The sequence below is a fragment of the Thioclava sp. DLFJ4-1 genome (assembly GCF_002020145.1).
In the GTDB taxonomy this organism is placed as follows: Bacteria; Pseudomonadota; Alphaproteobacteria; order Rhodobacterales; family Rhodobacteraceae; genus Thioclava; species Thioclava sediminum.
Genome location: NZ_MPZT01000001.1, coordinates 856,560 through 868,259, shown reverse-complemented (window position 1 = coordinate 868,259; position 11,700 = coordinate 856,560). Strand labels below are relative to the sequence as shown.

Annotated in this window: 9 protein-coding genes; 5 read left to right on the top strand and 4 right to left on the bottom strand. The window is 64.0% G+C overall.

What is annotated here, in order from left to right; genetic code table 11:
- Positions 1-153 precede the first annotated feature (153 nt).
- The 4 genes from BMI85_RS03905 to BMI85_RS03890 all read right to left on the bottom strand — a co-directional run bounded on the left by BMI85_RS03905 (position 154) and on the right by BMI85_RS03890 (position 5,623).
- A complete protein-coding gene (locus BMI85_RS03905) occupies positions 154-2,430 on the bottom strand; it encodes a pyrroloquinoline quinone-dependent dehydrogenase (protein ID WP_078599562.1) in 2,277 nt (758 codons plus the stop codon).
- Positions 2,427-2,798, bottom strand: coding sequence for a hypothetical protein (locus BMI85_RS03900; RefSeq protein ID WP_143594974.1), 372 nt, complete (start codon positions 2,796-2,798; stop codon positions 2,427-2,429). The genes BMI85_RS03905 and BMI85_RS03900 overlap by 4 nt, the downstream gene beginning before the upstream one ends.
- 197 nt (positions 2,799-2,995) lie before the next feature.
- On the bottom strand, positions 2,996-4,015 hold the full coding sequence (locus BMI85_RS03895; protein WP_078599561.1) for an aldo/keto reductase: 1,020 nt from the start codon (positions 4,013-4,015) through the stop codon (positions 2,996-2,998).
- A gap of 165 nt (positions 4,016-4,180) precedes the next feature.
- Positions 4,181-5,623 (bottom strand): MFS transporter, encoded by a 1,443-nt coding sequence (locus tag BMI85_RS03890; RefSeq protein ID WP_078599560.1) that lies wholly within the window; start codon positions 5,621-5,623, stop codon positions 4,181-4,183.
- Between the two features lie 424 nt (positions 5,624-6,047).
- Between BMI85_RS03890 and BMI85_RS03885 the strand changes: the two genes are divergently transcribed.
- The 5 genes from BMI85_RS03885 (at position 6,048) to BMI85_RS03865 (ending at position 11,570) form a co-directional block, all read left to right on the top strand.
- Positions 6,048-7,667 carry a peptide ABC transporter substrate-binding protein gene (locus BMI85_RS03885; protein ID WP_347429495.1) on the top strand — a complete coding sequence of 540 codons (1,620 nt, stop codon included), beginning with the start codon at positions 6,048-6,050 and terminating at the stop codon, positions 7,665-7,667.
- A gap of 65 nt (positions 7,668-7,732) precedes the next feature.
- Positions 7,733-8,656 carry an oligopeptide ABC transporter permease OppB gene (oppB, locus tag BMI85_RS03880; protein WP_078519800.1) on the top strand — a complete coding sequence of 308 codons (924 nt, stop codon included), beginning with the start codon at positions 7,733-7,735 and terminating at the stop codon, positions 8,654-8,656.
- Position 8,657: 1 nt separating this feature from the next.
- Positions 8,658-9,581, top strand: coding sequence for an ABC transporter permease subunit (locus BMI85_RS03875; protein ID WP_078539851.1), 924 nt, complete (start codon positions 8,658-8,660; stop codon positions 9,579-9,581).
- 1 nt (position 9,582) lies between these two features.
- Positions 9,583-10,560, top strand: a complete 978-nt coding sequence (locus tag BMI85_RS03870) for an oligopeptide/dipeptide ABC transporter ATP-binding protein (RefSeq protein ID WP_078519798.1) — start codon at positions 9,583-9,585, stop codon at positions 10,558-10,560.
- Positions 10,557-11,570, top strand: a complete 1,014-nt coding sequence (locus tag BMI85_RS03865; protein ID WP_078599559.1) for an oligopeptide/dipeptide ABC transporter ATP-binding protein — start codon at positions 10,557-10,559, stop codon at positions 11,568-11,570. The genes BMI85_RS03870 and BMI85_RS03865 overlap by 4 nt, the downstream gene beginning before the upstream one ends.
- Positions 11,571-11,700: the final 130 nt, after the last annotated feature.

Below are 11,700 nucleotides of genomic sequence, written 5' to 3'. Positions count from 1 at the left end.
GTTCAAACCAGCTTAGTGGGGAACACCGCGCGCGCGGAACGGTTCCTGCGAGAAAACCCTCACGTTGCGGTGAGGGCTTCGCGGACGCTGTGCGCGTCAGGGGGCGGGGGCGTGGGTCGTACCACGCCACCCGCAATGTGTTTTGCGCCGCGATCAGTTCTCCGGCAGCGCGTAGACGGCCACCATATCGCCCACGGTGGGCTTCAGAATCGAGTTGCCGCCCGAGATGAAGGCCACGTATTCGCGTCCCTTGTACTCGTAGATCGCCGGGTTCGCGACGACCGGGGCTTCGAGCTGCGAGGACCACAGCTCCTTGCCGGTCTGGATGTCATAGGCGCGCGCCTTGGCATCCATCGTGGCCCCGATGAAGATCAGCCCCGACTTGGTCACCGCCGGACCGCCGATCGTGGGCGAGCCCATGCTCTCGGGCATGAAGAACCCGTATTTCTGCGAGCTGCCGAGCGGCTTGCGCCATTTCACGTCGCCGGTATGCATGTCGATCGCGACCAGTTCGCCGAACGGCGGCTTCCAGCACGGCATCCCGAGCGAGTTCAGCGCGTTGCCGAGGCTCATGCCGTAGGGTGCGCCTTTCTGCGGGTAGAAGCCGTTCTCGTTGCCTGAACCACCGGCGTTCTGCTCGTAGTCCTGACGCTCCCAGAGCTTGATGTATTGCACGATGTGGCTCGTGTTCACGACCGCGATCTGCGCGTCGGGATCGAAGGCCACGCCGCCCCATTGCACGCCGCCCGCACTGTCGGGATAGGCCAGCGTGCCTTCGCCCTTGGTGGTGGGCGGGGTGTACATCCCCTCATAGGTGAGGTTGTCGAACAGTTTCGAGCAGGCCCCACCCGAGACGAGATCGGCAATACCCCAGACCTCGGGCTTCTTCGACTGGTCGAGAAGCGGCGCGGGTTTGGTCGGGAAGGGCTGGGTCTTGGCATAGACTTCGCCTTTCACCGTGCCGTCGCCCTGCGGGACGGGGCGTTCCTCGATCGGCCAGACATCCTCGCCGGTCTCGCGGTTCACCACGAACAGGAAGCCCATCTTCGTGCCCTGCATCAGCGCCGGGATTTCCTTGCCGTCGACCGTGATGTCCATCAGCGTCGGCGCGGAGTTGATGTCATAGTCCCAGATGTCGTGATGCACCCACTGACGCGACCAGACGACCTTGCCCGTGTCGAGATCGAGCGCGGTGGTCGAGGTGGCGTAGGGGATCTGCTCGGTCCGGTTGCCGCCCCAGTAGTTCGGCGAGGGCGAGGCCACCGGCAGATAGACCATGTTCAGGCCGGGATCGACGGACATCGCGGTCCAGACATTCGCGGTGCCGGTCTTGCGGCGGATATTCTCGGGCAGGGTCTCGAAGGACCATTGCAGCTCCCCGGTCTGCGCATCGACCGAGAAGACCGCGCCCGGAGGAGCCTCTGCCGACTCCCAGTCCTGACCGGCCCAGCCGAGGATCAGGTGATTGCCCGCAACCGTCGGCGGCTGCAGCACGGAAAGCGGGAAGCTGTCATTGACCGTGTTCCACTTGTCCACGTTCAGCACGCCATTATCGCCGAAATCGGTGCAGGGCTTGCCGGTATCGGCGTCGAGCGCGAAGAGCTGCGCATCCATCGTGCCGATATAGACGATCTTCTGACAGACCTTGCCCGCGACCGGGTTCTCGGCCTGCCAATAGGCGACGCCGCGGTTCTTCAGCGCGGGCTGGGTCAGCGCCTCCAGCTTGGATTTCGTGTCGAAGGCCCATTTCTGCTCGCCGGTTGCGGGGTCGAGTGCCAGCACGCGATAGAAGGGCGTGCCGATATAGAGCGTGTCATTGGCAAAGATCGGCGTGGCCGACCAGACGGTCGCGGGCTTGTCGCCCGAACCGTCCGAGACGTCGCCGGTATGGACCTGCCAGACCTTTTCCAGATCGCCGACATTGTCCGGGTTGATCTGGGTCAGCGGCGAATATTTCTGTGCGGAGAGCTGTCCGTGGAAGCTGTTCCAGACGGGCTGCTCGGGCACGAGCGGGGTGCCGTTACGCTCGCGCGAGCCGCTGGCGATCATCGGCTGGGCCACGCTATCCGCAACCGGCTTGGCCTGTTCGGCGCTGGCGTCGGGACCGGGAGGGGTATTCTCGTTGGCCGCGGGATCGTTGGTTTGTTGATCGGTGCTGCCCTGACTGTCCGACTGGGTGGCAGTGTCCGCCGTGGTCCCGGTATCGGTGCTCGTGCTGGCGTCCGTACCCGTGCCGGAGGTGTCCGATTGTGTGCTGGTATCCGTCGTTGCCGAAGTGCCGCTGTCGGTCGAGTTCGCGGTGCCGCTATCGGCTGCGGGTTGGGTCGTGTTGTCGGTTGCGGTGCTGTCGGTCGCGGTCGTGTCCTGCGCATACCCGGCGGCAGCAAAGAAGGCGAGGGCGAAGGCGAGCGAGACGGTCTTGCGGTTCATGCGTAGGCTCCTTTCGAACGCGCGCCCCGGCTCGAGGCGATGTCGTAGATGAGGCCGATCAGCACGACACCCATCGCCGCGATCAGCCACCATTCATGGAGGAAATAGCCAGCCGCTGCGGTGCCCAGCAGGCCGAGCGCGACGAGGACGCGCAGGATCGTGCGGATCGCTCCGGGTTCGGTCATCTGGATCACGATCCCTGCGAGTGCGATGAGCACGGAGGAGGCGATCACCAGCCCCGCGCCGAATGTGCCGGTCACGCCGGTCAGGGGGGTGACGTAATTCCAGATCGCGATGGCGGCGCCGATCAACGCCCCCAGAACAATCAGGATGCTGCGTGGCCGTGATGCTGAGCGGGAATGTGCCAAAGGAACTCTCCTTGGTAAGTGCTTTCCCGCTCAACGCGCTCTGTGTCTTTTGAGGTCCATGAAAAAGTGAACCGATTTGAGGCCGCAGCGTAAGCGTGCATCGATTGCGGCTCCGGTCGCAGACATGAAAAGGCGCGCCAAGGCAGGGTTGGCCAAGCCAACACCCGCCCGGGCGCGCCGATCGGTTCGCTGCGTGTTCAGCGCTGGCGGTAGCCGCCCTGACGCTCCAGCATCCAGCCCGGATATTCGGCGGGCAGGGCGCTGACCTTGTCGAGGGTCTCCAGCTCTTCCGCGTCGAGCGTGATCTCGGTCGCGGCGATATTGTCGGTCAGCTGGTCCTTGCGCTTCGCGCCGACGATGACGCTGGTGACGACTTCCTGATGCAGAAGCCATGCCAGCGCGATCTGCGCCACGCTCGCGTCGCGCTTCTCGGCCATCGGGCGCATCGCGTCGATCACGTCATAGGCGCGGTCCTTCTCGACCGGCGGGAAGTCGAAATTGGCGCGCCGCCCGTCGGAGCCCTTTCCGTCGCGGTCGTATTTCCCCGAGAGCAGACCGCCTGCCAGCGGGCTCCAGACCATCAGGCCCATGTCGGTGTCGCGCAGCATCGGCACCACTTCGCGCTCCAGATCGCGCCCGGCGATCGTGTAATAGGCCTGCAGCGACAGGATCGGGGCGAGCTTGCGCGCCTCTGCGATGCCCACTGCTTTCATCACCTGCCACGCGGCCCAGTTCGACAGGCCGATATAGCGGACATGGCCATGCTGCACGAGCGTGGTCAGTGCCTCCAGCGTCTCCGAGATCGGCGTCATCGGGTCGAAGCCGTGGATCTGATAGAGGTCGATATGGTCGAGCTGCAGCCGCTCGAGGCTCTGCTTGCACTGCTCCATGATGTGATAGCGCGAGGCGCCGCGCTGGTTGATGCCCTCGCCCATCGGGCCGAGCACCTTGGTCGCGATGACGACCTCGTCGCGCGCGATGCCGAGATTGCGCAGGCTCTGGCCGAGGATGCGCTCGCTCTCGCCGCCCGCATAGACATTCGCGGTGTCGATGAAGTTGATGCCTGCATCAACGGCGGTTTTCACGAGGCCGTCGGCATCGTCCTGACGCAGCTGGCCGATCTGGCCCCACATGCCCTCCGAGCCGCCGAAGGTCATCGTGCCGAGGCAAAGTTCCGAGACGAGAAGGCCGCTGGGGCCAAGAGGTCTGTAACGCATGGATCGCTCCTTTCGCATCTTTCGGGGGGCCAGGTTCGGACGGCCCCTCTAGGTTGGGTAGATGGGGCGCGCGGCGCTCGGGGCGAGTGTCGCGTGACAGTTGTGGCGCACGATCGTGTCATCGTGCGAGAAAGCGATGGTAGCGGCGCGGGGCGCGCTGTCCGCTCAGTCTTTGGCACGCTCGATCTTCATCGGCGTGAACCACGGTGTGAGGATCACCACGCTCGCGATGACCATTGCGTAGCCGATCGCGGACATCATCGCGCTGCGATAGGCCTCGTGATCGCCCGGCTCCGCGCCGCCCAGCATACCGAAAAAGATCCCGCCCATGATTGCGATGCCGAAGGAGATGCCGACCTGCCGGATCGCCTGCACCGCGCCCGAGGCCGAGCCGCTGTCGTTGCTATCCGCCGCCGAGAGCGAGACCTGAAATAGCGGCGAGACGGTGTTGCCCAGGCCGAAGCCGCCAAAGAAGAACCAAGGTGCCATTCGCCACCAGCTGATCGTGTCGCCCATCGTCCAGATCGCCCAGAGCTGCCCTGCGAAGCCCGTCGCGATCAGGATGCCGCCGCCCATCACGCGCCAGCGGACCCAGCGCGACCCGAACCAGCCGGTCGTGGCCGAGGCCAGCAGAACGCCCAGCGGGAAGGGCGTCGTCGTCAGCCCCGATTGCAAGGGCGTGAGCCCGTAGCCCGCCTGAAGATAGAGCGCCATGGTGAAGAAATAGCTCGGCACGGCGGTGAACAGCGCGGCGTTGAGAAGGCTGCCCGAGAGGAACGAGCCCGAGCGCAGCAGCCGCATCGGCAGAAGCTGGGGCGCGTTGCGTTCTTCCTGATGCCGCTGCCAGCGGATGAAGACCCAGCCGAGGATCGGGGCGGCGATCACCATCGGATACATCCAGACCTGCCAGCCGATCGACGGGGCTTCGACCAGCGGGAACAGAAGCGCCAGCGTGGCCACGGCGGCGATCGCGATGCCCACCTTGTCGATGCCCAGCTTGCGGTTGCCCTCGCCCTTTGGCACCAGCATCAGCGCCGCGATGAAGGCCGCGATGCCCAGCGGAATGTTCACGAGGAAGATCGGACGCCAACCCAACCCGTAGATATCGGCGGTCAGCAGCAACCCGCCCACGATCGGCCCCGCGACCGAGGCCAGCCCCGCCGTCAGTGCGAAGAGACCAAAGGCCGCGCCGCGTTGCTCTGGCGGGAACAGGCGCGGCACCAGCGCCAGCGTCTGCGGCGTCATGATCGCAGCGCCCACGCCCTGCACGATGCGCGCGGTGACAAGCGTCCCGATCCCCGGCGCGATGCCGCAGACCAGCGAGGCGGCGGTGAACAGCGCGATGCCCGACACGAACAGCTTGCGCCGGCCCAGCAGGTCGCCCATCCGTCCCGCCGGCAGCAGCAGGATCGCGAAAGAGAAGGTGTAGCCCGCGACGATCCACTCGATCAGGTTCGGCGGAGCCGCCAGCTCGTTCTTCATCGAAGGCAGGGCGACATTGACGATCGTGATGTCGATCAGGTTCATGAAATTCGCCAGCAGCAGCACGGTTGCAGCCGCCCAGCGGCGTGCGGGCGAAAGTGGGGTCTTCTGGTCGGTCTCGGCCATTCGGGGTCCGTTCTGTCGGGGCTGTAACGCCAAGGGTAGCTAGCAGGGGGGCGAGGCTGGTCAATAGCACGCCCGATGGCGAGCCCGGGCGGAACAACTTCTGGATGTGTCAAAATACATAGGAAGAAAGGCGCGCAAGCGGATGTATCGCGGCCGGAGAGATTCGGTCGCGGAGGGCCGGGATTTGGCTTTGGCTCACGCGACGGAGCTTGGCGTTCGTTGCAAATTTCAAGGGCGCCACGCAAGTTTCAGAAAGATTTCGCCGAGGTCCGAGAAATGCGCTCTCACATGGGTGTGAGCACCGTGACGTCAGACTTGCGCCGCGCCCCGATCCTGCCCTTGATGCCCCATCAACGAAAAATCGGGGCCCCGCGCTCACCCCTGCGTTGCGCGCGACCGGACCCCGGAAAACTGGAGGTATCCCTTGAAGTCGATTGCCGCGATTTCCGCTTTTGCCCTGATGCTGGGCAGCGCCGCACCCGTTCTCGCTCAGTCGAGCAAAGTGCCCGAAGGCACCAAGCTCGCCGCTGACCAGACCTTCACCTACTGGATGCAGGACGATCTCAAGACGCTCGATCCCGATCTGAGCACCTCGAAGGACGGCAACGACGTTCTTCAGCAGATGTTCGAAGGTCTCTACCAGCAGGACGATCACGGTAAACTCGTGCCCGCGCTCGCGACGAGCTACGAGGTGTCCGACGACAAGAAGACCTACACCTTCCACCTGCGCAACGAGAAGTGGTCGAACGGCGATCCCGTCACCGCGCAGGACTTCGTCTATGCATGGCGTCGTCTCGCCGATCCGGCGACCGCCTCGCAATACTCGTGGTATATCGAGCTGATGCAGGTGAAGAACGCCCATGACGTGATCGCGGGCGACAAGAAGCCGAGCGAGCTGGGCGTGAAGGCGCTCGACGACCACACGCTGCAGGTGACGCTCGACAGCGCGATCCCCTACTTCCGCCAGATGCTCGTGCTGTCCTCGACCTTCCCGGTGCCGCAGAAGGTCGTCGAGGAATACGGTTCCGACTGGACCAAGCCCGAGAACATGGTCGTCAACGGTCCCTACAAGCTGAAAAGCTGGAAGATCGGCAACTCGATCGAGCTGACGAAGAACGACGCCTATTACGACGCCGCGAACGTCACGCTGACCGATCTGAAGTTCATCCCGATGCAGGATAACGACCAGGCGCTGACGCGCTACGAGGCGGGCGAACTGGACTTCGTGCAGACCCCGGCCGGTCAATATCCGCGCCTGAAGAAGGAATACCCGGATGCGGCCCACGCTCCGCCGCGCTCCTGTGTCTATGCCTACCGCTTCAACGTCGGCCCGAACGGCCCCGAGGCGCTCAAGGACGTGAAGGTCCGCAAGGCGCTGTCCTATGCGATCAACCGCGACATCATCGTCGACAAGATCCTCAAGGGCGGCCAGAAACCGGCCTATACCTGGACCCACTGGGCGACCGCGAACTTCAAGGCACCGGACGTCGCTTATGCCGACATGACGCAGCAGGAGCGTATGGACAAAGCCAAGGAGCTTTTGAAGGAAGCCGGCTACGGTCCCGATCACCCGCTGAACCTGCGGATCATGTACAACACCTCGGCCGACCACAAGAAAATCGCGATTGCGGTGCAGCAGTTCTGGAAGCAGATCGGCGTGCAGTCGACGCTCGAGAACTTCGAGTGGAAAGTCTATCTCGACAAGCTCAACGGTCAGCATGACTTCGATGTGGCCCGCACCGCATGGTGCGCCGACTACAACGAGGCCTCGACCTATCTCGACGTGAACACCTCGTGGTCGGATCAGAACTCGGGTCAGTGGTCGAATGCCGACTACGACAAGCTGATGAAGGACTCGAAGACGGCGGAAGATCCGCAGGTGGACTACACCAAGGCCGAGAAGATCCTCGCCGAGGACATGCCGCTCGCGCCGATCTACGCCTATTCGCTGCCGATGCTGCTGAACCCGCAGATCAAGGGCTACCCGTTCGATAACGTCCAGCTGAACTGGTACGCGAAGAACATGTACAAGGTCGCAAAGTAAGCCGGCTGAAACGATAACGGGCGGGCCGCACGATCGGCCCGCCCGACTTATTTCGGGACACTCTTATGATCGTCTACATTCTCAAGCGTCTCGCTATCGCGATTCCGACGCTTCTGGTGCTCATCATCGCGAGCTTCTTGCTGATGCACACGGCGCCCGGCGGGCCGTTCACCTCCGAACGTGCCGTGCCTCCCGAGGTGCTCGCCAATCTCAACGCGAAATACGGGCTCGACCAGCCGCTATGGAAGCAGATCGCGACCTATCTGTGGAACGTGGTCGCCCATTTCGATTTCGGGCCTTCGTTCTCGTATAAGGACCGCTCGGTGAACGACATCATCGCGCAGGGCTTCCCGGTCACGCTGACATATGGCTTCCTCAGCTTCATCGCCGCGGTTCTTGTCGGTGTGACCCTTGGCGTGACCGCGGCGATCAAGCGCAACTCGTGGCTCGACTATCTCGCCGTGGGTATCTCCATCGGCGCGCAGGTGCTGCCGAACTTCGTGATGGCGCCGATCCTCGTGCTGATCTTCACGCTAAGCCTGCACTGGCTGCCCGGCGGTGGCTGGAGCTTCGACGATCCGCGCTTCTGGATCATGCCGGTGATCGCGCTCTCGACCTCTTACATGGCGTCGATCGCGCGGATCACGCGCTCGTCGATGCTTGAGACGCTGAGTTCGAACCACATCCGCACGGCCCGCGCCAAGGGCCTGCCGAAGCGCAAGATCATCATGCGCCACGCCCTGAAACCCGCGCTGCTGCCGGTGATCTCCTATCTCGGTCCGGCGTTTGTCTCGATGATCACCGGCTCGGTGATCGTGGACGTGTATTTCACCACGGGTGGGATCGGCAAAAGCTTTGTGGATAGCGCGCTCAACCGCGACTACGCGGTGATGATGGGGATCACCATCCTGCTGGGCACGCTGACCATCCTGTTCAACCTTGTCGTCGATATCGTCTACGGATGGATCGACCCGAAAATCCGGTACTGACATGGTCATAGATGAATCCAAGATGACCTCGCTCGCCGAGGCAACGAGCCGCGAAGACGTGGCGGGCCGCTCGCTTTGGGCGGACGCGCGCCGGCGGTTTTTCAACAACAAGGCCGCAATCTTCGGGCTGGGGCTGCTGGCCTTCGTCGTGGCCTTTGCGCTGTTCGGTAACCTGATCGCGGCGTGGAATAATTCCGACATCGATTACAACGTGATGGGCGATGCGACTGCCTCCGCGCCGTCCTTCGCCAACGGCCACTATTTCGGTGCCGACGATCTGGGCCGCGACCTGTTCGCGCGCACCGTGCAGGGCACGCAGATCTCGCTGCTGGTGGGGGTGATCGGCACGCTGATCGCGGTCTCCGTGGGCACGGTCTACGGTGCGATCTCGGGCTATTTCGGGGGCCGCGTCGATGGCTTCATGATGCGCCTCGTCGATATCCTTCTGGCGATCCCTTACATGTTCGTGCTGATCCTGCTGCTGGTCATGTATGGCCGCTCGATCGGGATGCTCTTTGTGGGGGTCGGGCTGATCTCGTGGCTGGAGATGGCGCGGATCGTGCGGGGGCAGACACTGACCTTGAAGAACCGCGACTATGTCGAGGCCGCGCGCGCCATCGGTGTGCCTGCGCCGACGATCATCCGCCGTCATATCCTGCCCAACCTCGTGGGCGTGGTGGTGGTCTTCGCGACGCTGCTGGTGCCGCTGATGATCCTGACGGAGAGCTTCATCTCCTTCCTCGGGCTCGGCGTGCAAGAGCCGCAGACCTCTCTGGGGGCTCTGATCTCGGAAGGGGCGGGGACCATGAGCTACGGCACGCTGTGGCAGCTGGCCTTCCCGCTGTTCTTCTTCGTCACCACCCTGTTCGGTTTCTATTTCGTAGGGGACGGGCTGCGTGACGCGCTCGACCCGAAGGAGCGCTGATATGCCATTGTTGGAAGTCAACGACCTCAACGTCCGGTTCGCAACGCAGGAGGGCGAGGTTCACGCCGTCAACGGCGTCAGCTTCGCCTTGGAGCGCGGCGAGGCGCTGGGCATCGTGGGCGAGTCCGGTTCGGGCAAATCGCAGCTCAGCTTTTCGATCCTCGGGCTGCTGGCCGCGAATGGTAAGGCCTCGGGCTCGGTGAAATTCGAGGGGCGGGAGATTTTGAACCTGCCCGAGCCCGAGCTGAACAAGCTGCGCGCAGACCGGATATCGATGGTCTTTCAGGACCCGATGACCGCGCTCAACCCCTATATGCGCATCTCGGACCAGATGGCCGAAGTGCTGATGCTGCATAAGGGGCTGAGCAAGCGCGCCGCCGTGGCCGAAGCTGCGCAAATGCTCGAACTGGTGAAGATCCCGGACGCGAAGAACCGCGTGCGACTCTTCCCGCATGAATTCTCGGGCGGGATGCGCCAACGCGTGATGATCGCGATGGCGCTTCTGTGCAAACCAGATGTGCTGATCGCGGACGAGCCGACCACCGCGCTCGACGTGACCGTGCAGGCGCAGATCATGGACCTGCTGGGCGAGCTGCGCCGCGAGCTGGGCATGGCGACCGTGCTGATCACCCACGACCTCGGCGTGGTCGCGGGCTTCTGCGAGCGCGCGATCGTCATGTATGGCGGTCAGGTGATGGAGCAATCGCCCGTCGATCCCCTGTTCGCCAACCCGACCCATCCCTACACCAAGGGCTTGCTGGCCGCGCTGCCGCGTCTGGATGCGGATCGCGCGATGACCCCGATCCGGGGCAATCCGCCGAACATGACCGGTGCGCCGAAGGGCTGCCCGTTCTGCCCGCGCTGCGATTTCGTCGAAGAAAAATGCGCCGACGTGATGCCGCCGCTGGCGGAGTTTGCGCCGGGCCGCGCCCGCGCCTGCCACCGTTCCATTGAAACGATCGAGGAGGCCGCCGCATGACGACCCCGCTGATCGAGGCCCGCGACGTTCGGGTCACTTTCGACATCCGCCGCGCCTCGGACCTGCCTTGGACCGAGCCGCCGAAACTGCGCGCAGTTAATGGCGTGAGCTTCAAGCTCGAGCAGGGCAAGACGCTCGGCATCGTGGGCGAGTCCGGTTGCGGCAAGTCCACGCTGGCCCGCGCGCTGATCCAGATGCTGCCCGCCGAGGGCGAGATCATCTGGCAGGGCAAGACCGATCTGCTCCCGCTCTCGCCGCGCCAGATGCTGAAATACCGCTCCGACATCCAGATGATCTTTCAGGATCCGCTGGCCTCGCTCGACCCGCGTATGACCGTGGGCGAGATCATTGCCGAGCCGCTGCGCACCCATCGCCCGAAGATGGGCCGCAAGGAGCGCAAGGAGAAAGTCCGCGAGGTGATGGAGAAGGTCGGCCTGCTGCCGAACCAGATCAACCGCTACCCGCATGAGTTCTCGGGCGGCCAGTGTCAGCGTATCGGCATCGCCCGCGCGCTGGTGGTGGAGCCGAAGCTCCTGATCTGCGACGAGCCGGTCTCCGCGCTCGACGTCTCGATTCAGGCGCAGGTGATCGCGCTTCTAGAAGAACTGCGCCGCGATCTCGGGCTCACGATCATCTTCATCGCCCATGACCTGAGCGTCGTGCGCCATGTCTGCGACGAGGTGATGGTGCTCTATCTGGGCCAGATGATGGAGGCGGGCGCGACCGAGAAGCTCTTCGCCGAGCCGCAGCACCCTTATACGCAGGCGCTGCTTTCGGCGGTGCCGATCCCCGATCCGGAGATCGAGCGCAACAAGGTGCTGATCGCGCTGGAAGGCGATCTGCCGAGCCCGCTCAACCCGCCATCGGGCTGCCCGCTGCGCACTCGCTGCCCGCGTGCGAGCGAAATCTGCGCCACGACCCCGCCCACCGAAGAGGTCGCCGGACGGCAGGTCTTCTGCCACCACCCCGGCCCTGCTGCGGAAGTGCAGGCGGTGCTCTCGGAGAGCTGAATTCTTGTGCGGCGGGCGGGGTTTTCCCGCCCGCTCACACCAATTTGTGCGAGCTTACGTCGGGATATTTATCCGGACGGTCAAAGCACTGTTACGATCCTCGGATAGAGCGCTCCGGCAAGGAGCCAAT